This is a genomic window from Anaeromyxobacter sp. Red801 (genome assembly GCF_049201065.2).
GTDB lineage: Bacteria > Myxococcota > Myxococcia > Myxococcales > Anaeromyxobacteraceae > Anaeromyxobacter.
Genome location: NZ_CM181236.1, coordinates 4455266 through 4475004, shown reverse-complemented (window position 1 = coordinate 4475004; position 19739 = coordinate 4455266). Strand labels below are relative to the sequence as shown.

At 77.5% G+C, this 19739-nt stretch carries 15 protein-coding genes and 1 pseudogene; 14 read left to right on the top strand and 2 right to left on the bottom strand.

Features of this window, described 5'->3' with window-relative positions:
• The first annotated feature begins 10 nt into the window (after window positions 1–10).
• The 10 genes and pseudogenes from ACOQFB_RS20600 to ACOQFB_RS20555 all read left to right on the top strand — a co-directional run bounded on the left by ACOQFB_RS20600 (window position 11) and on the right by ACOQFB_RS20555 (window position 14600).
• Window positions 11–889: an undecaprenyl-diphosphate phosphatase gene (locus tag ACOQFB_RS20600; RefSeq protein WP_059438540.1), complete on the top strand. Its 879-nt coding sequence runs from the start codon at window positions 11–13 to the stop codon at window positions 887–889.
• Complete coding sequence (locus ACOQFB_RS20595; RefSeq protein WP_421610128.1) at window positions 886–1476, top strand: NUDIX hydrolase; 591 nt, start codon at window positions 886–888, stop codon at window positions 1474–1476. Before ACOQFB_RS20600 ends, ACOQFB_RS20595 begins: the two co-directional genes overlap by 4 nt.
• Entirely contained in the window at window positions 1473–2561 is a 1089-nt protein-coding gene (locus tag ACOQFB_RS20590) for a mannose-1-phosphate guanylyltransferase (RefSeq protein WP_421610129.1), read from the top strand. The genes ACOQFB_RS20595 and ACOQFB_RS20590 overlap by 4 nt, the downstream gene beginning before the upstream one ends.
• Before the next feature lie 168 nt (window positions 2562–2729).
• Window positions 2730–4100, top strand: coding sequence for a phosphomannomutase/phosphoglucomutase (locus ACOQFB_RS20585; RefSeq protein WP_059438537.1), 1371 nt, complete (start codon window positions 2730–2732; stop codon window positions 4098–4100).
• 3 nt (window positions 4101–4103) lie between these two features.
• Window positions 4104–5066 (top strand): ROK family protein, encoded by a 963-nt coding sequence (locus ACOQFB_RS20580; protein WP_059438536.1) that lies wholly within the window; start codon window positions 4104–4106, stop codon window positions 5064–5066.
• A 548-nt stretch (window positions 5067–5614) separates the two neighbouring features.
• Window positions 5615–7111, top strand: coding sequence for an NFACT RNA binding domain-containing protein (locus ACOQFB_RS20575; protein WP_421610130.1), 1497 nt, complete (start codon window positions 5615–5617; stop codon window positions 7109–7111).
• Between the two features lie 82 nt (window positions 7112–7193).
• Window positions 7194–7937: a hypothetical protein gene (locus ACOQFB_RS20570; RefSeq protein ID WP_059439309.1), complete on the top strand. Its 744-nt coding sequence runs from the start codon at window positions 7194–7196 to the stop codon at window positions 7935–7937.
• Between the two features lie 177 nt (window positions 7938–8114).
• Window positions 8115–8825: pseudogene (locus ACOQFB_RS20565) on the top strand (POTRA domain-containing protein); the annotation flags it as partial.
• Window positions 8826–9189: 364 nt separating this feature from the next.
• Window positions 9190–10086, top strand: a complete 897-nt coding sequence (locus ACOQFB_RS20560) for a BamA/TamA family outer membrane protein (protein ID WP_494492593.1) — start codon at window positions 9190–9192, stop codon at window positions 10084–10086.
• On the top strand, window positions 10086–14600 hold the full coding sequence (locus ACOQFB_RS20555; protein ID WP_421610132.1) for a translocation/assembly module TamB domain-containing protein: 4515 nt from the start codon (window positions 10086–10088) through the stop codon (window positions 14598–14600). The genes ACOQFB_RS20560 and ACOQFB_RS20555 overlap by 1 nt, the downstream gene beginning before the upstream one ends.
• On the opposite strand, the gene ACOQFB_RS20550 is transcribed toward ACOQFB_RS20555, so the two are convergent.
• Window positions 14578–15762, bottom strand: coding sequence for a glycosyltransferase family protein (locus ACOQFB_RS20550; RefSeq protein ID WP_421610133.1), 1185 nt, complete (start codon window positions 15760–15762; stop codon window positions 14578–14580). The two genes, ACOQFB_RS20555 and ACOQFB_RS20550, sit on opposite strands and share 23 nt — an antisense overlap.
• A gap of 102 nt (window positions 15763–15864) precedes the next feature.
• Between ACOQFB_RS20550 and ACOQFB_RS20545 the strand changes: the two genes are divergently transcribed.
• The 4 genes from ACOQFB_RS20545 (at window position 15865) to ACOQFB_RS20530 (ending at window position 18476) form a co-directional block, all read left to right on the top strand.
• Complete coding sequence (locus ACOQFB_RS20545; protein WP_193388404.1) at window positions 15865–16017, top strand: DUF5670 family protein; 153 nt, start codon at window positions 15865–15867, stop codon at window positions 16015–16017.
• Between the two features lie 71 nt (window positions 16018–16088).
• Entirely contained in the window at window positions 16089–16751 is a 663-nt protein-coding gene (locus ACOQFB_RS20540; RefSeq protein WP_421610134.1) for a DedA family protein, read from the top strand.
• Entirely contained in the window at window positions 16748–17734 is a 987-nt protein-coding gene (locus ACOQFB_RS20535; protein WP_421610135.1) for a transglutaminase domain-containing protein, read from the top strand. The genes ACOQFB_RS20540 and ACOQFB_RS20535 overlap by 4 nt, the downstream gene beginning before the upstream one ends.
• Before the next feature lie 67 nt (window positions 17735–17801).
• On the top strand, window positions 17802–18476 hold the full coding sequence (locus ACOQFB_RS20530; protein WP_421610136.1) for a tetratricopeptide repeat protein: 675 nt from the start codon (window positions 17802–17804) through the stop codon (window positions 18474–18476).
• 20 nt (window positions 18477–18496) lie between these two features.
• Here ACOQFB_RS20530 and ACOQFB_RS20525 read toward each other — a convergent pair whose 3' ends face one another.
• A complete protein-coding gene (locus tag ACOQFB_RS20525; protein ID WP_059438635.1) occupies window positions 18497–19645 on the bottom strand; it encodes a M20 family metallopeptidase in 1149 nt (382 codons plus the stop codon).
• Between the last annotated feature and the right edge of the window lie 94 nt (window positions 19646–19739).

Genomic DNA, 19739 nt, shown 5'->3' with positions numbered 1-19739 from the left:
CGGCCCGCCGATGAGCCTCGTCTCCGCGGCGCTGTTCGGGCTCGTCCAGGCGCTCACCGAGTTCCTCCCGGTGAGCTCCACCGCGCACCTCTTGGTGTTCGGCGAGCTGCTCGGCCACTCGCTCGACGACCGGCGCTTCCGCGCCTTCGTCACGATCATCCAGGCCGGCACCACGCTGGCGGTGCTGATCTACTTCCGCGCCGACATCGCGCGGCTGGTGGCGGCGTCGGCGCGGGGGCTGGCGCGGGGCAAGCCGCTCGGGACGCCGGAGTCGCGCCTGGGCTGGTACATCGTCCTCGGCACGCTGCCGGCGGCGCTGGCGGGGAAGCTGCTCGAGCGGCGGATCGAGGCGCTCGGCAACTGGGTCATCGCGGGCTCGCTGGTGGCGCTCGGCCTGGTCCTGCTCGCGGCCGAGCGCCTGGCCCGCCACCGGCGGCGGGTGGAGGACGTGGGCCCGGGCGACGCGCTCCTCATCGGCGTCGCCCAGGCGCTCGCGCTCGTGCCGGGCAGCTCGCGCTCGGGCACCACCATCACCGGCGGCATGCTGCTCGGCTTCACCCGCGAGGCGGCGGCGCGCTTCAGCTTCCTGCTGTCGGTCCCCATCACGCTCGCGGCCGGCGCGTACAAGCTCTGGTCCACCGTCCCGGACCTGCGGGGCGAGGCGGCCTGGACGGTCGCGACCGTGGTCGGTACCGTGGTGTCCGCGGTGGCCGGCTACCTCGTCATCGACTGGCTGCTCGCGTGGCTGCGGACCCGCACCACGTACGTGTTCGTCGTCTGGCGCATCGCCGCCGGCGCCGCCATCGCGGCGCTCATCCTCTCCGGCGTCCTCCCCGCCGGCGCCGAGGCGCCCCCGCCGCCTCCGCCGGCCCTGCACGCGGCCCCGTGACGCTCGACGATCTCGCCGCGGCGCTGGTCGCCCGCGAGCCGGGGGTGGCCCCGGTGGACCGGATCGCGCACGAGCACCTGCCCCGGGGGGGCTTCGCCTCGGCGGCGGTGCTGGTGCCGCTGCACGTCCTCCACGGCGAGGTCCACGTGCTCATGATCCGCCGGCCGATGAAGATGTCCCGCCACGCGGGGCAGATCGCGTTCCCCGGCGGGAAGATCGACCCGGGCGAGGAGAGCCTCGCCGCGGCGCTCCGCGAGGCGCACGAGGAGGTGGGGCTCGAGCCGGCCCGTGCCGACGTCATGGGACAGCTCAGCGAGACGCTGGTGCTGGCGTCGGCCTTCCGCTTGACGCCGTGGGTCGCTTCGGTGCCATATCCCTACCCGTACGCGGCCGCGCCGCACGAGGTGGACGAGATCCTGCACGTCCCCCTCTCGGCGCTCTCCCGCCCCGGCGCGCACCGGGTCGAGCCGCGGGAGGTCTACGGCCTGAAGCTCGACGTGCACTTCTTCTCGTTCGGCAAGGACGTGATCTGGGGCGCGACGGGGCGCGTGCTCGCCGAGCTCCTGTCCATCTGGAGGGCGTCGTGAAGATCTACCCGGTGATCATGGCGGGCGGCTCGGGCACGCGGTTCTGGCCGCTCTCGCGCCGCAACCGCCCGAAGCAGTTCCTGGCGCTCGCCGGCGACGCGCCGCTGCTCGCGGCCACGGTCGGCCGGCTCCCGCCGCTGGCGCGGCCGAAGGACACGTTCGTCGTGTGCGGGCCGAGGCACGCGGCCGCCGCCCGGCGCATGGTGGCGCAGCTCCCGAAGGAGAACTTCATCATCGAGCCGTGCGCGCGGAACACCGCGCCGTGCGTGGGCCTCGCCGCCATCCACGTGGCCGCAAAGGACCCCAAGGGCGTCATCGCCATGCTGCCGGCCGACCACCACATCGGCCGCCCCGAGGCGTTCCGCGACGCCGTCGCCGCGGCCGCCCAGCTCGCCGAGGCCGGCTCCATCGCCACCATCGGCATCCGCCCCTCGCGCCCCGAGACCGGCTACGGCTACCTGAAGCTCGGGCCGCGCCTGGCGGCGCGGGCGAAGGGCCGGAAGCGCCTGGTCGCGCACAAGGTCGAGCGCTTCGTCGAGAAGCCGGACGTGGTCACCGCCGCGCGCTACCTCGCCGACGGCAGCTACCTGTGGAACTCGGGCATCTTCGTGTTCCGGGCCGACGTGATCCTGGACGAGATCCGCCGCGCCATGCCGGTGCTGGGCGAGCAGCTCGAGGCCATCCGCCGCACGCTCGGCACGCCCGCCTACGCCCGCACGCTGAAGCGCGTCTTCCCCGACTGCCCGTCCATCTCCATCGACTACGGCGTGATGGAGAAGAGCGCGCGCATCTCGGTGGTGCCGGCGGAGTTCGGCTGGAGCGACGTGGGGAGCTTCGCCGCGCTCTCCGACGTCCGCGTCACCGACGACCTCGGCAACGTGGCCGAGGGCGACGCGCTCGTCATCGACGGCCGCAACAACGTGGTGCTGGCCGGGAAGGACCGGCCCATCGCGGTCATCGGCCTCGACGACGTCATCGTGGTGGACTCGGGGGACGCGCTGCTGGTGTGCCGGCGCGACCGCGCCCAGGACGTCCGCAAGGCGGTCGAGGAGCTGGGCCGCCGCGGCCGCGAGGAGCTCCTCTAGCGGGCGCCCCGCCCCCCGCGTCCCCGAGGGACGCGCGGGCCCCGGTCCGAGGTGCTATACAGCCGCCCGGCGGCCTGCCCCGGGGGGAACCGGGCGGCGCCGGCGCTCCCCGGGCACGGAGCCTGCCCGCGGCGCCTCACGTCACGACATTCACGACCGAGGACCACCATGGCCAAGCTCTCCCCGACCATCTTCCGCGAGTACGACATCCGCGGGCTGGTGGACCAGGACCTCACCGAGGAGGCGGTCTCGCTCGTCGGCAAGGCGCTCGGCACGCGCATCCGGGGCGCGGGCGGGAAGCGCGCGGCGGTGGGCTGGGACGCGCGCCTCTCCGGGCCGAAGTTCGCGAAGGCCATGACCGAGGCGCTCACCTCCACCGGCGTGGACGTGGTGAGCCTCGGGGTGGTGCCGACGCCCCTCACCTACTTCGCCGCCCACACGCTCGACGTGGACGGCATCTGCATGATCACCGGCTCGCACAACCCGCCGGAGTACAACGGCCTCAAGGTCGGGCTCGGCTCGGCCACGTACTACGGCGAGGAGATCCAGGCGCTGCGCCGCGAGGCGGAGGCCGGGCGCTTCGCCACGGGCCAGGGGACCGTCCGCGCGCACGACATCGTGACGCCCTACCGCGAGCACGTCCGGCAGAACCTCCGGCTCGGCAAGCGCCGCCTGAGGGTGGTGGTGGACGCCGGCAACGGGACCGGCGGCGTGGTGGCGGTGCCGCTGTTCGAGGCGCTCGGGTTCGAGGTGGTGCCGCTGTTCATCGAGATGGACGGCAACTTCCCCAACCACCATCCCGACCCGACCGTGGAGAAGAACCTCGAGCACCTGCGGCGCAAGGTGCTGGAGACCGGGGCCGACGTGGGCATCGCCTACGACGGCGACGCCGACCGGGTGGGCGCGGTGGACGAGAAGGGCAACGTGCTCTGGGGCGACCAGATCATGATCCTCTTCTCCCGGGCCCTGCTCGCCGAGGAGCCGGGCGCCGCCATCGTGGGCGAGGTGAAGTGCTCCTTCACGCTCTACGACGACATCGCCGCCCGGGGCGGGCGGGGCATCATGTGGAAGGCCGGCCACAGCCTCATCAAGGCGAAGATGAAGGAGGAGCACGCGCTCCTCGCCGGCGAGATGAGCGGGCACATCTTCTTCGCCCACCGCTGGTTCGGGTTCGACGACGGCATCTACTCGTCGGCGCGGCTGCTCGAGCTGCTCACCCACACCGACCGGCCCATGTCGTCCCTGCTCGCCGACGTGCCGCGGACGTTCTCCACCCCGGAGCTCCGGGTGGACTGCCCCGAGGACAGGAAGTTCGAGGTGGTGCGCCGCGCCCAGGAGTTCTTCGCGGCCCGCTACGACGCGGTGACCGTGGACGGCGTGCGGGTGGTGTTCCCCGACGGCTGGGGCCTGGTGCGCGCCTCCAACACCCAGCCGCTGCTGGTGCTGCGGTTCGAGGCGAAGACCGAGGCGCGGCTGGCCGAGATCCAGGCGCTGGTGCGCGGCAAGGTGGACGAGCTGCTGCGCGAGCTGGGGGCATAGGCCGTGAAGGGGCTCGCGCTGGGCGTGGACCTGGGGGGCACCAACGCGCGCGCCGCGGTGGTGGACCGCGCCACCGGCGAGATCGTGGCCTCGCACAAGGAGCCGCTGCACGAGCGCGGGCCCGAGGCGGTGGTCGCGACCGTCGCCCACGCGCTCGGTCAGGCGGCCGGCGCGGCCGGGATCGCGCCGGCGGCGGCGGGCCGGGTCGGGGTGGGCGTGGCCGGGCAGGTGCTCGGCGCCACCGGCGTGGTGATGAACGCGCCCAACCTGGGCTGGCGCGACGTGGCCTTCGGCGCGCTGCTGGAGAAGGCGCTCGGGGTGCCGGTGCGCGTCGCGAACGACCTGTCGGTCGCCGCCTGGGGGGAGAAGCGCTTCGGCGCCGCCCGCGGCATCGAGGACGTGGTGCTGGTGTTCGTCGGCTCGGGGGTGGGCTCCGGGCTCATCCTGGGCGGGCGCCTGCACGACGGCGCGCAGGGGGTGGCCGGGGAGCTCGGCCACATCAAGGTGCGCCTGCCGCGCCCGGGGTTCACGCCCCGCCGCTGCGGCTGCGGCCAGCTCGGCTGCCTCGAGGCGTACACCTCGGGCGTGAACGTGGCGGCGCGCGTGCGCGAGGAGATCGCGGCCGGCGTCGCCACCCGGGTGCTGGAGCTGGTGGAGGGCGACCTCGCCCGCGTCACCGCCAGCGTGGTGGAGGAGGCGCACGCGCTGGGCGACGCGTACGCCGTGGCGCTGTGGGACGAGGTCTCCGAGCTGCTCGGCCTCGCCGTGGCGAACCTCGTCACCCTGCTCAACCCCGCCCGGCTCATCCTGGGCGGCGGCGTGCTGCTGGGCGCACCCCGCCTCGCCGACCTGACGCTCCGCCGGTTCGACGACGCGGTATCGCGGTCGGCCACGCGCGGGCTCACCGTGGAGCGCGCCTGGCTCGGCGACGACGCCGGGGTCATCGGCGCCGCGGTGCTCGAGTAGATCGAAGGGGTGTCCGCGAGGGCCACACGGCCCCGCGCCTCGAGGCGTCCGGAGGCGCGCCGCGCGCGCGCGAGGACGCGGCCTCCGCGCGCCGGCGAGCGCGCGCCGGCGTCGATCGCGAATCGCTGCGCCCCAACGATTTCCGTGCACCTCGTCCCGCGCGCCGCGGCGCCGCTCCTCGATCACGCTGAGTGGATTGACGCAGCGGCGACCCCGTCCGCGGCGCGGGATCCATCCGGGTGCGCGACGCCTCGCGGCGGAGATCGCGCGCGCGAAACGCGTGTCGCTTCCTTGACGTGCGAGATCGCGCGCTGCTAACCTCCGCACAACTTGTCCATTCCTGAGTGTCCATCGACATCGAATGGACGTTCCGAGGAGGGAACAGATGGCTGCGAAGAAGAAGACCGCGAAGAAGACCGCTGCGAAGAAGCCGGCCGCGAAGAAGAAGGTCGCGAAGAAGGGCAAGAAGTAACGCAGGGCTTCCACCCAGCGTAGCGCCGCGGCCGCCTCCGGGCGGCCGCTGCTTTTCCGGGGTACGAAGAGGCGCGATGTCGCTCACCGCACGCGAGCTCGCCGAGGTGGTCGCCGAGCTCGCCCCGCTCGCCGGGGCGTACGTCGAGGCGGTGCGCGCGCACGCGGAGCGGGCGCTCACCCTGTCGCTCCGCGGGCGCGCCGGCGACGCGCTGCTGCTGCTCTCCGCCGAGCCCGACGTCACCCGCCTCCACGCGGCCCGCCGCCGCCCCCCGCAGCCCGACACCCCCTACGCCGCCCAGGCGGTCCTCCGCCGCGAGCTGGAGGGCGCGCGCCTCGCCGGCCTGGAGACGCTCCCCGGGGACCGGGTGGTGGCGCTCTCCTTCGATCGCGGCCCGGCGCGGGGCGGGCCGGTGCGGCTGGTCGCCGAGCTCACCGGCCGCCACGGCAACCTGTTCCTGGTGGACGCGGCCGGGATCATCCGCGCCGCCGCCGTCCGGAGCCCGTCGCAGCGCCGCGACCTCGCCGTGGGCCGGCCCTACCAGCCGCCCTCGCTCCCGCCCGCCGGGTCCGGGTCCGGCTCCGAGGCGGGCCAGGGGGCGCTCCGGTTCGCGCCGGTGCCCGGCGCGCCGTTCCCGCTCTCGGCCGCGATCGAGGACGCCTACCTCGCGCGCGAGGAGGAGCGGCGCCTCGCCGAGGGGCGGCGCCGGCTGAAGGAGCCGGTGCGCGCGGCGCTGGCCCGGGCCGGACGCGCCCTCGCGAAGCTCGCCGACGAGGCGGCGCGGGTGCCCGCCGCCGAGGCGGACCGCCGCGCCGCCGACCTGCTCAAGACCCACCTGCGCGCGGTCAAGCGCGGCGCCACCGAGGTGACGGTCACCGAGTGGACCGAGGAGGGCCCGCGCGAGGTGCGCGTGGCGGTGGACCCGGCGCTCACGCCGCAGGCCAACCTGGAGCGGTACTACCGGCGCTACCGCCGCATCGTGGAGAGCGCCGCGCGGGTCGAGGCCCGCGCCGCCGAGGTCCGCGCCCGCGAGGCCGCGCTGCGGGCGCTGCTGGCCCGGATCGACGCGGCCGGCGCCGCCGACCTGCCGCGCCTCGAGCGCGAGGCGCGCCGCCTCGCCGCCGGCCCGCGCCCGGCCGCGCCGCCGCGCCGCAAGCGGGACGAGCCCGCGCCGCCCTACCGCACCTTCCGCTCGCTCTCCGGCGCGACCATCCTGGTCGGGCGCGGGGCGGCCGACAACGACGCGCTCACGCTGCGCGTCGCCCGCGGCAACGACCTGTGGCTGCACGCGCGCGGGCTGCCCGGCGCCCACGTGGTGGTGCGGCTCGACAAGGGGAAGGCGCCGGACGCGGAGACGCTGGTGGACGCCGCGCACCTCGCGGTGCACTTCTCCGACGCCCGCGGCGCGCCGCAGGCCGACGTCGCCTACACCCGCGCCCGCTTCGTGAAGAAGCCGAAGGGCTCGGCGCCGGGCGCGGTCACCTACAGCCAGGAGAAGGTCATGCTCCTGCGCAGCGAGGCCGGGCGCGTCGAGCGGCTGCTCGCCGAGGAGGAGGGCGGGCAGGGCGGCTAGCGGTGGAGGCCGGGCGCTGCCCCGCTCGATCGCCCACCTACCCCTTGATGGACGGGCGCCCCCTCCGTAGGATCGGCGCCGCGTGCGCCCCAAGGAGTCGAGCCGTCAGCTGACGCTGTTCTCCCCGGAGGCCCGCCGCTCCGCCGCGCACCTGCTCGCCGATGCGCTCTCCGGGATCCTCACCGAGCGCGTCCGGCTCACCGTCCACGACAACCGCTCCACCATGGTCTCGTTCCGGCGCCGGCCGGGCGAGATCCACTACCGCGTCCACCACATGTTCCTGGAGGCGCCGGACGAGGTGGTGTCGGCGCTGGCCAGCTTCGCGGTGGCCGGCCGCGGCGCCGCGGCGGCGCGCCGGCGCCAGGCGGGCAGCCGCATCGACGCGTACGTGAAGGAGCACCGGGCCCGGATCGCCGCCCCGCGCGCCGACCGGCTCCAGCCGCGCGGCCGGGTGCACGACCTCCAGGCGCTGTTCGACCGGCTCAACGCCGAGCACTTCGGCGGGGCCATCGAGGCGCGCATCGGCTGGGGCCCGGTCCGGCTGGGGCGGCGGCGGCGCACCGTGAAGACCGGCGTCTACGTGCAGGACGCGCGGCTCATCCGGATCCACCCGACGCTCGACCGCCCCGAGGTGCCCGAGTTCTACGTGGCCGCGGTGGTGTTCCACGAGATGCTCCACCAGGCCGTCCCGGCGGTGGAGGTGAACGGCCGCCGGGTCGTGCACGGCGCCGCCTTCCGCCGCCGCGAGCGCGCCTACCCGGACCACGCCCGCGCCAAGGCGTGGGAGGACCGGAACCTGGGGCTGCTCCTGTCCTCGCCCGCGTAGCCCCGCGCCCCGCGCTGCGGCGCGGTGACCCAGCGTGCGAGCCCCATCCGCGCGCCGCGCGCCGCCCGTTTCCGGCCGGGCGCCCGCGCACCGGGTGTGCCATGATCCCGTGCGCCCGTGCCCCGACGCCTCGCCCTGTCGCTCGCCTCGCTGCTCGCGCTCTCCGCCGCCGGGTGCATGACCGCGCGGGCGAAGCCCGGCGAGGAGCCGGTCCTGTACGGGCTGGAGATCCAGGGCGCCCACGCGCTCGACGCGGACGACATCGCCTCGAAGCTCGCCACCCAGCCCTCCGACCGCTGGGCCTGGCAGGAGGCGCGGCGCCTCGACGCCGACGCGCTCGCCGTGGACCGCAAGCGCGTCGAGGCCTACTACCGCGAGCGCGGCTTCTACGACGCGAAGGTGGTGGACGTGCAGGTGCGGCCGGACGGGCCGGGCCGGGCCAAGGTCGTGATGCGGGTGGAGGAGGGCGAGCCCGTCCTCGTCCGGAGCGTCGAGGTCTCCGGCCTGGACGCCGCCCCCGAGGCGAAGGCCCGCGTCGGCGCGCTCCCCATCCGCCCCGGCGAGCGCTTCACCGAGCGCGACTACGACGGCGCCCGCGGCGCGCTGCTCCACGCGCTCCGCAACACCGGCTGGGCCGACGCCGCGGTGACGCAGCGCGCCCAGATCCTGCCCGCCGAGCACGCGGCCGAGGTCCGCTACGAGGTGACGCCGGGCACGCGGTACCGGTTCGGCCCGGTGTTCGTGGCCGGCACCGCCGCGGTGCCGCGCGACCGGGTGCGCGAGCAGGCCGGCATCGAGATCCACCCGGGCGACTGGTTCGCCGAGGACCAGCTGGCGAAGGCGCAGACGCGGGTGTTCGACCTGGGCGTCTTCGGCGCGGTGCGCGTCACCCGCGGCGCCCCCGATCCGCAGCGCGCGGTGGTGCCGATCGTGGTGGCGGTGCGCGAGGTGCCGTTCCGCACGCTCCGCGCCGGCCCCGGCGTGGGCGTGCAGGCGAACACCCGGTGGGACGTGAACGCCACGGTGGGCTGGAGCCACCGCAACTTCATGGGGGACCTGCGCAAGCTCCACCTCGAGCTGCGGGCCGGGTACGCCTGGCTGGTGGCGCGGCCGCGCAAGGAGGGGCCCATCGCCCTCGCCACCGCCGAGTTCTCCCAGCCCGGCGCGATCAGCCGGCGCATCGACGCCACCGCGCGCCTGGAGATCGCGCGGCCTGGAGCAGGCCTACGACTTCTGGTCGGAGCGGCTCCGGGTGGGCTTCCCGGTGCGCCTCGCCACGCGGCTCACGCTGGTGCCGAGCTGGAACCTGGAGGTCTACCAGCTGCAGAACGCGGTGAGCACGTTCGATCCCACGCAGCCGGCGAAGCAGGGGCCGGAGCTGCAGAACTGCCAGGGGAGCGTGTGCCTGCTGTCCTACCTCGAGCAGCGGGTGGGCTGGGACGGGCGGAACGACCCGCTCAACCCGCGCCGCGGCGTGTGGGTGATGCTGGCGGTGCAGGAGGGCTTCAACGTCGGCGGCTACGGGTACCGGTACCTGCGCTTCCTGCCCGAGGCGCGCGGCTTCCTGCCGCTCGGCCAGAAGCTGGTGCTGGCGGCGCGCGCCCGGGTGGGCGCGCTCGTCCCGGTGAACCAGTCCGGCGAGCCGCCCATCGTGGCCCGCTTCACCGCCGGCGGCCCGCAGTCGATGCGCGGCTACTACACCGGCCGGCTCGCGCCCATGGTGCTGCGCGACGGCGACTGGGTGCCGGTGGGCGGCAACGGGCTCGCCGACGGGTCGCTGGAGCTGCGCCTCGACCTGACGCGGACCTGGGGCGCCGCGCTCTTCGTGGACGGGGGCAACGTCTCGCGCCCCTCCGGCGTGCCCACCGCCTACCGCGACGTGCTCGATCCCACCCGGCTCCAGTGGGCCGGCGGCCTGGGCCTCCGCTACCGGACGCCGTTCGGCCCGGTGCGCTTCGACGTGGGCGTGCAGGTCCCCACCAACCTCGCCGCCGGGGTGCCGTTCGACCAGCGCTTCCCGGCGGTGCCCAGCGTCGAGAACGCCGGCGCGCCCATCTACGACAAGGCCGGGAACGTGGTGGGCACCGTGCCCGCCACCCACCGCGAGCCCTGGATCGCGTTCCACCTCTCCATCGGCGAGGCGTTCTAGTGCGGCCCGCGGCCGCCATCGGGGCCGTGCTCGGCGCGGTGGGCTGGCTCCTCCTCGGGCTCGCCGCGCTCGCCGGCGTGGCGCTCTCCGGGGCGGTCCTGTTCGCGTCCTGGGGCGCGGGCCGCCCGCTCGTGGCGAACGCGCTGGTGCGCATCGCCGACGACGCGCTGGCCGGGAGCTTCCAGCTCGAGCAGATCACGGTCCTGCCGCAGGGCGGCATCGAGCTGCACGGCCTGCGGGTGTTCGACCCGGAGGGCCGGCTGGTGCTGGAGGTCGGGCGCGCCGCGGTGTTCGCCGACGTGACCCGCCTCCGCAACCGGGTGATCGGCCTCACCGCCGAGCTGGACCGGCCCTCGGTGCTCGTCGAGGAGGGCGAGGGCGGGCTGTCGATCGCGCGGGCCTTCGCCCCCGCCCACCCCTCGCCGCCGCGCCCGCCCGGCGCGCCCGAGCCGCGCCGCGAGGACGGGGCCGGCTGGACGCTGCGGGTGCAGCGGCTCACGCTGCGCGGGGGCGACCTGTGGTGGGTGGATCGCGAGGGGGCCACCCGCCTCGAGGCGCAGGCGCTCGACCTCGACGCCCGCGGCGTGGTCGGCCCGCGCCGGGCCCGGGTCCAGCTCCGGCTGCGGGGCGAGGCCGACCTGCCGGTGCCGGGCGCGCTCGCGCTCGACGTGCGCCTGGCGCGCGACGGCGACGTCCTGCGGGTCTCGGTGCTGCGGGCGCGCCACGGGGACACGGTGCTCGAGGCCATCGGGGAGGGCGACCTCGCCCGGCGCAGCGGGCGGGTGGCCATCACGCGGCTCGGGGTGGACTCGGAGAGGCTGCGCGCGCTCGCGCCGGGGGTGGCGCTGGGCGGCGACCTCGCCGCGGCGGGCTACGCCGAGTCGGACGGGGCGGTCGCCACCGCGGCGCTGCACGTGGCGCCGCGGGGGGGCGAGGCGCGCGGCGGCGGCGACGCGGCGGTGGCGGTGCGGCTCGACGGGTCCCGCTCGCTCGGCGCGGAGGTGGCGCTCGACGCGCTCGACCCCTCGCGGATCTGGTCGGGCCTGCCGCGCGGCGCGGTCACGCTGCAGGCCCGCGGCGGCGTGGCGGGCAAGGACCTCGACGACCTGCGCGGCCGCGCCCAGGTGTCGCTCGCGCGCTCGACGCTGCGCGGCGGCGAGCTCGGCCCGGGCGAGCTCACCGCCCGCGCCGACCGCGGCAGCTGGGAGGTGCAGCGGCTCACGCTGCAGGCGCCGGGGGTGGCCGTGCTCGGGTCCGGCCGCTGGCGCGCGGGGGCGGGGGTCTCCGGCCGCGTCTCCGCCGACGCCGCCGACCTGGCGCGCCTCGCCGCGAACGCGGAGCGGCTGCTGGGCCAGGCCCTGCCGCCGCTCGCCGGGCGGGCGCGGGTCGAGGCGACGCTCTCCGGCACCTCGCGCGCGCCGGTGCTGGACGGCACGGTGGAGGCGCCCCACCTGGCGCTCGGGAGCTTCGCGCTCGGCGGGGCGAAGGGGATCGGGCACGTGGCCGGGCCGTTCCGGGCGGTCACCGGCCGGCTGCACCTCACCGCCGACCGGGTGCGCAGCGACGGCACCGAGCTGGCCCGCGCGCTCCTGCTCGACGCCGAGCTGGCCGCCGCGGACGCGCGCCTGGACGCCTCGGCGGACGTCCCGGCGCTGGGGCGGGAGCCGGTGGCGATCCAGGCGCGCGCGCTCCGCACCGAGCGCGGCGACGAGGTGATCCTGCGCGAGCTCGCCCTCGCCTACCCGGGCACCCGCTACACGCTCACCGCGCCGGCGCGGCTGTTCCTCACCGGGCCGCGGGTGGACCGGCTCGAGCTCGCCGCGGGGGCGCAGCGGATCCGGCTGGAGGGCGGGATCGGGGCGCGCGGCGCGCTCGACGCCCGGGCCGAGGTCGAGGCGCTGCGCCTGGAGGGGCTGCCGGTGGGGCTCCTCCCGCGCGGCGCAGGCCTGGGCGGCCTGGTGAGCGCGCAGGCGTCGGTCTCCGGGACCACGCGGCGCCCGCTGGCGCAGGGGCACCTCACGCTCGCCGAGGGCCGGTTCCGCGGGCTCGACGGCCTCAGCGCGGTCGCCGAGGTGGGCTGGGAGGGCGGCGCCCGGCGCGCCCGGCTCGCGCTGTCCGCGGCGCGCGCGGCGGGCGGCACCGCGGACGTGCGCCTCGAGCTGCCGCTGCCGATGCAGGGCCGGCCGGGCGAGCCGGTGGTGGCGCGGGTCCGCGGCGAGGCGCTGCCGCTCGGCCCCGTCCTGCACGCGGCCGGCGCGGCGCTACCCGCGAGCGGCGAGGTGTCGCTGGAGGCCACGCTGGAGGGGGCGATCGGCGCGCCCTCGCTCCGCGCCGAGGCCTCGCTCACCGGCGGCGCCTGGGACGACCTGTCGGCCATCGGCCTCAGCCTCACCGCGGACGCGCCGGGCGAGCGGCTCTCGGCGCGGCTCGAGGCGACGCTGGAGGGGCGCCCCGCGGTCTCGGTCCGGGGCGAGGTGCCCCTCGACCTGTCCGACCTGCTCACCCGGCCCGGCGCCGCCATCCGCGCGCTCCGCGCCGGCCGGGCCGCGGTGGACGCGCGGGTGCCGGGGCTGGAGCTCGCGGCGCTGGCGGGGCACCTGGGCCTGCCGGACGACCTGGCCGGCCGGCTGAGCGGCGAGGCGCGGCTGGAGGGCACGCTCTCCGCGCCGCGCGGGCACGCCGCGCTCCAGGTGGAGGGCGGGGCCTGGGGCGGCGCGAGCGGGCTCGGGGTGGCGCTCGAGGCGGACGCCGGCGCGCAGCGGGTGGGCGCCACCCTGCGGCTCGCCATGGGCGGCCAGGAGCTGCTGCGCGGCGAGGGGTCGCTGGCGGCGGCCCCGGAGCGGCTGCTGGCGCGGGGCGGGCTGCGGAGCGCGCCGCTGTCGGTGGTCCTGGTGGTGCCGCACGCGTCGCTGGCCCGCACCTCCACGAGCACGCTGCTCGTCGAGGGGACGGTGGACGCGCGGCTCACGGCGGAGGGGACGCTCGCCGCCCCGCGGCTCGCGCTCGAGGCGGCGGGGCGCGGGCTGCAGGTCGAGGGCCGGCCGCTCGGCGACCTCACCGCGCAGGCGCGCTGGGCGGCGGGGCGCGGGAGCGGCCGGGTGACGCTCGCCGCGAAGGCCGGCGGCACGCTGGAGGCGACCGCGGCGGTGGACGCGCCGCTCGGCCTCGACACCCGCGCCGCCGACCTGCGCCGGGCGCCCGCGGAGCTGGGGCTGCGCGCCCGCGACCTCGACCTCGGCTTCCTGCCCGCCGTGCTGGCCGGCTGGGTCCGGACCGCGTCCGGGAAGCTCCAGGCCGACGTGACCGCGCGCGGGCCGCTCGAGCGCCCGTCGCCGCGCGGGACGGTGCGGCTCGCCGACGGGCGGCTGGCGATCTCGGAGTACGGCGACTGGACGCAGATCGAGGTGGACGCGACCGTCACCGACGACGCGGTGGAGCTCCGCCGGGTGGCGGCGCGCCGCGCGCACGGCTCGTTCGAGGCGCACGGGGCGCTGCGCGGGATGGGCGGGCCGGACGCGCGCCTGGAGGGCCGGATCGTCAGCCGCGAGCTGCCCATCATGCGCGCCGGCATGGACCTCGCGACGCTCGACCTGCAGGTGGACGCGACCGGCACCTACCAGCCCGGCGCGCTGCAGGTGAAGCTCACCGTGCCGCGGGGGACCATCCGCCTGCCCAAGCGCGCCCCGCGCACGCTGCAGTCGCTCGAGCGCCGCCGCGACATCGTGGTGGGCCGCCAGCCGGCGCCGAGGAAGGCGCCGCTGCCGGTGCCGCGCGGGCCGGGGGAGCGGCCGTTCACGCTCACCGCGCAGCTCCTCGTGCCGGGCCGGCTCCAGGTGGTGAGCGACAACCCGCGCATCCGCGTCGAGCTGAAGGCCAACGTCACCTACGAGCTGACCGGCGCCAACGACTTCGCCACCGGCACCGTCGAGGTGGTCCGCGGCGAGGTGGAGCCCATCGGCGGCCGCAACTTCCAGATCGAGCGCGGCAAGGTGACGTTCACCGGCGGTCCGCCGAAGGCGGCGCTGCTCGACGTGGAGGCGGTGTACGACAACCCGGTCGCGAAGGTGACGGTGGCGGTGGCCGGGCCGATCTCCGACCCGGAGATCCGCCTCTCCTCGCAGCCGCCCATGGACGACGGCCAGATCGCGCTGCTCATCGCCACCGGCCGCACCGAGCTGAAGCCGGGCTCGGGCGGGGTGGGGACGCTCACCGGCGAGGAGGCCGGCCGGGCCGCGCTGGGCGCGGTGGCGACCCAGGCGTTCAAGGACCTCGTCGCCGACAAGCTCCCGCTCGACACCGTGGCGGTGGACGCGGGCGCGCTCCGCGCCGGCAAGTACGTCACCGACAAGATCTACGTCGGCTACACGCGCCGCTTCGACGTGCAGCTCGAGCAGGGCCAGAACGTGAACGAGGTGCGGGTGGAGTACCAGATCACCCGCCGCTGGACGCTGGAGTCGCGCTACGGCGACGCGCAGTCGGGCGGCGCCAGCCTCATCTGGTCGAAGGACTACTGACCGCGGCCCCGGCCCCCGGGCCGGCCCGCGCGCAGCGCCACAGCTCGCGCGCGATCCAGGCGGCGAGCGCGAGCCAGAGCAGCGAGCGGACCACGCCGTCCGGGTGGAACACGTGGTCCCGGAACCAGGGCTCCCACCGCCGGGCCCGGACCTCGAAGGCGACGTGGAAGTCGGCCACCGAGGCCGCGCTCAGCACGAGGAACAGGCCGGTGGGCGCGGCGGCGAGCGCGCCGGCCAGGAACCCGTACAGCGCGTACTGCGGGCTCCAGACCTTGTTCGTGGCGATCCAGGCGGTGAGCGCGAGCGCCACCCCGAGCCGCACCGCCCGCCCCGCGTCGCCCCCCGCCCGCGCGGCGCGCCAGGCCGCGGCGCAGGCGAGCGCGACCGCGAGGAGCATCGGCCCGGTGGAGAGGACCTCGAGCAGGGGCCCGCGCCCCAGCCCGAGCGCGTCCCAGATCGAGTTCTCGGCGCCGCGCCCGGCGTTGAAGCGGAAGAACCAGCTCCAGCCCTCCGGCGCGGCGAGCGCGAACGGCAGGTTCACGGCGAGGAGCGCGGCGGCGAGCCCGGCGGCGAAGCGGACGAGCGGCGCGCGCGCCCGCTCGCCGGCGAGCGCGAGGAGCGCCGGCGGCGCGAGCACGCCCGGGAACAGCTTCGCCGAGGTGCCGAGGGCGGTGAGCGCCCCGCCCGCGCCGGGCCGGCCGCGCGCGAGCGCGAGGAGCGCCCCGCACAGGAGCGCGATGGGCAGGAGGTCCCAGTTCAGCCCGGCGTAGTAGACGAGCGCCGGCGTCGCCCCGAGCCAGAACGGCCGCGCCCCGGGCAGCCGCTCCAGCGCGAGGAGCGCGGCGAACAGGCACAGCGCCAGCAGCGCGTAGCTCACCGTGAAGTGCGCCAGCGCGCCGCCCGGGACGAAGCTCGGCAGCCAGAGCGCGATCCCCAGCAGCACCGGGTACTCGATCCGGTCCTCGAGGTACGGCAGCGGCCGCCCGCCGCCCAGGTACCGGTCGCCGTGCAGCGCGATCACGTCGGAGTAGCAGTGGTGCTGGAACGACCAGAAGCGGTAGCCGGCGCCGGCGTGCGAGGCCCCGCGCGCGACGTTCAGGTAGCCGATCGCCAGCCAGGCAGCGGCGAGGCCGAAGGTGAGGAGCCGGGCCCGGGAGGTCACGCGGCCGGGACGTTAGCACGCGCCGGGCGGGCGCCGCCGGGGAAGGCGGCGGGGCGAGCGCGGGCGCGGCCCAGGGTCGACCTTGACGGGCGGGAGGTCGCGATGATCTGGCTGCTGGCGTCGGTGCTGCTGCTCGTGTGGATCGTCTCGCTCGCGTTCAAGGTCACGGTGGGCGCCATCCACCTGCTCCTGCTCGCGGCGGTGGCGCTGTACGTCGTGGGCTTCTTCCGGGGCCGCCACCGGACGGTCACCTGACGGGCGGCCGCGCGCCGCGGCGCCGCGCGGACGGCGCGCCGCCCGCGCGCCTCGGGTAACATCGCGCGCCGGTGACCCCGCTCCAGCGCCTCGCCGACGCGCTCGCCGCGCTCGTCTCGACCACCGGGCCGTACGCGCCGGGGATCCTGTTCTTCGCCACGCTCGTCGAGTACGTCTTCCCGCCATTCCCCGGCGACCTGCTGGTCGTGCTCGGCGCCTGGTACGCGGTGGAGGGCGCCATCTCCTGGCCGCTCACCTTCGTGTCGGTCACCGCCGGCGGCCTGGCCGGCGCGTGGCTCGACCACCGCGTCGGCGCGGCGCTCGGGCGGCGGCTCGACGCGCGCGCCGCCCGGCACGGCGCGCTCTCGGTCCAGGCGCAGCGGCTCGCCCGCTTCGAGGCGAGCTACCGGCGCTGGGGCGGGTGGCTGCTCGTCGCGAACCGGTTCCTGCCCGGCGTCCGGGCGTTCATCTTCGTCGGCGCGGGCGCCTCCCGGATCCCGCTCCGCCGCGTGCTCCTCCTCGGCGGGCTGTCGGCCGCGCTCTGGAACGCGGTGCTGCTCGCGGCCGGCGCGTTCCTGGCGCACAACCAGGAGGAGCTCATCCAGCTCGTGCACCGCTACACGCGCGCCGCCTGGGTCGCGCTCGGCGGGGGCGCGCTGCTGTGGGCGCTCGGGATCGCCTGGCGGCGGGCGGCGCGGCGGCGCGCCGCGGCGGCCGGCGAGGAGGAGGCGTGATCGCGCTCGCCGCGGCGGCGCTGCTCGCCGCCCTGCCGGAGGGGCAGGCGCGCTACCGCGTCGAGCTCTCCGGCGAGCCGGTGGGCGCGGCCGAGCTGCGGGTCGCCTGCGCCGGGGCGCGGTGCCGGCTGACCTTCGGGACGTGGCTGCGCGCGCCGGAGGAGGCCGGCGGCGCGGTGCGGGTGCGCCGCCTCGAGGCCGAGGTGGACCGCGAGGGCCGGCTGGCCGGCGCGGTGCGCCGGCTCGAGGACGGGGCGCCGCGGGCCGCGAGCGCGGCGCCGGGGCGGGTGCCGGCCTCGGCGGCGGAGCTGGCGCTCCTCTCGGCGGCGGCGGCCCGGGGAGCCGCGGCGGGCCCGGCGTGCCTGCCCGCGTTCGACGAGGAGGGCGGGCGCACCGGCCTCGCCTGCGCCGGCCCGGCGCTGCCGGACGGCGCGCTCGCGCTCGACGTGCTGGGCGAGCGGGAGGAGGTGCGCGCGGGCCCGGACGGCTTCCCGGCCGAGGTCCGGCTGCCGGACCAGGGCGCGCGCTTCGTCCGCGACGCCGCGGCCGCGCCGCCGGCCCGGGCGCCGCGCCTGCCGGTCCGCGTCGCCGGCCCGGCGGAGCCCGGCCGCGCCCGCGCGTTCTGCGGCCTCGCACCCGACCCCGCCCCGACGGCGCCGCCGCCGGCCGCCGCGCCGCCCGCCACGCCGGGGCCGGGCGACTGCCGGGCGCAGGCGGCGGCCTGGGTCGCGGCGGCGCGGCGCGCCGGGCTCGAGGCGCGCCAGGCGGTGGGCGTGGCGCACGACGGCGCCGGCTTCACCTGGCACGCCTGGGCCGAGGTGCGCGGGCCGGCGGGCTGGATCGCCGTCGATCCGGCCTTCGGCGAGGCGCCCGCGCGGGGGCCGCGCTTCACCGTGGCGCGGTTCACCCCGGGTGACGAGCGCGCCCGCGCCGACGCGGGCCGCAGGATCCTCGCCTGCTGGGGACGGGGGCGGGTGAGGTAGGCGCGGCGCCCACTCCGGGTGGAACGCCGCCGTTCCGGAGCGGGCGGACCGAGCGTAGGATTCGCCGGTGCGCAGCCGCACCGCCCATCGCCCCGCCCGCAAGGCGCCGCCCGCCATCGACCGCACCGCCACGCTCGCGCTCGCCGACCGGGCCCGCGCGCGCGGCCGCCGCCGCAAGGCGGTGGCGCTCTACCAGCGCGTGCTCGCGCAGCACCCCGACGACCTCGCGGTGCACGGGAAGGTGGCGCCGCTGCTCGCCGCGCGCGGCGACCGCGAGGGGGCGCTGCGCAGCTTCCGCGCCGCGATCGACGGGCACCGCCGCGCCGGGTTCGTGGACCGCGCGCTGGCGGTGCTGGCGCAGGCGACCGAGGCGTTCCCGCGCGACGACGGCCTGTGGGAGGAGATGGGCGACCTGGAGCTGTCGCGCGGGCGGCGCGCCGACGCGGTGGCGGCGCTGGTGCGCGGCGGCCGCACGCTGCTCGCCGCGCGCGCGCTCGGCCCGGCGGAGCGGCTGCTCCACGCGGCCGGGCGCCTGGAGCCGTGGCACGGCGAGGCGACGCTGCTCCTCGCGCGCGCCTGGGCGCGCTCCGGAAGGCGGCGCGACGCGATCCGGCTGCTGGAGGGGCTGGCGCAGCGGACCGGCGGGCGCACCCGCGCGGCGGCCCGCGCGCTGGCGCTCCGGCTCTCGCCCACGCCCGGGCGGCTGTGGCGGTGGCTGCGCCCCTCGACGGGCTCGGGGTGAGCGGCGCCGAGGCCTGAGCCTCACCCCGCGCGGCGGGCCAGGAAGCGGGCCAGCGCGCTCGCCTTCGCCACGAGCGAGCCCAGGTCCACCTCCTCGCCCAGCGTGTGGAACGCCTTGCCGCGCGCGCCGAGCGCGTCGATGGTCGGGATGCCCGCCGCGCCGGTGGTGCACGCGTCGGAGCCGCCGCCGGCGAGCGGGGCCTCGCCCTGGCCCAGGCCGCACTCGCGCTGGCAGTCGCCGTACTCCTTGGCGAGGGCCGACGAGGCCGGGGTGCGCTCCAGCGGATCGCGCCAGGCGCCCGGGGTCACCTCGAGCTCCGTGCCCGGGATGGCCGCCTCCCGCGCGGCCGCCTCCACCGCCTCGCGCAGCGCCTGCCCGTCGGCGACCGTCTCGAAGCGCAGGTCCACCTCGCAGGCGGCCGCGTCCGGCACGGTGTTCTTGGTGGTGCCGCCGGCGATGGTCCCCACGTTCACGGTGAGCCCGCGCGCGTAGTCGGTGAGCGACTGGGCGCGGTCCACGAAGCGCGCCAGCGACCAGATGGCGCTCCGGCCCTTCTCGTGCTCGTTGCCCGAGTGCGCCGCCACCCCGCGCGCCTCGACCCGCACCGAGGCCACGCCCTTGCGCCGCGTGACCACCAGGTCGCCCGGGCGGCCGGACTCGAAGCCGAGCGCGCAGGCGGCGCCCGCGGCGTGGGCGCGGATCACCGGCTGCGACTCGGGGGAGCCCACCTCCTCCTCGGAGACGAGCACGCCCCGCACCGCGACGCGCTCCAGCACCCCGGCGCGCTTCGCCGCCGCCAGCCCGAACAGCATCACCACGATGCCGCCCTTCATGTCGAACACGCCCGGCCCGCGCGCCCGGTCGCCCTCGCGGCGGAAGCCCTCGAACGTGCCCGGCGGGAACACCGTGTCGGTGTGGCCGAGGAGGAACACCGGCGCGCCAGCGGCCCGGCCGGTGAACAGCACGTGCGGGCCGTAGCGGTGGGAGGGGCGCAGCTCCACGTCCATGGCGAGCGTGCGGAGCTGCCCCGCCACCACGTTCGCGACCGCCTCCACCCCGGCGCGGTTCTGCGTGAAGGAGTTCTGCGAGACCAGGCGCTCCAGCAGCGCCTCCATGGCGCCGCGCTGTCCCTGCAGCCAGGTGAGCGCGTCCTCGATCCTTGCGGCCATCCGTGTCGTCCCCGGCCCGGCGGCGCCCGCCAGCGGCGGGCGCGCGGGGCAAAGCCCGCGCGGGCGGCGCGTCGGCGCTGGCCGGGCGAGGGCG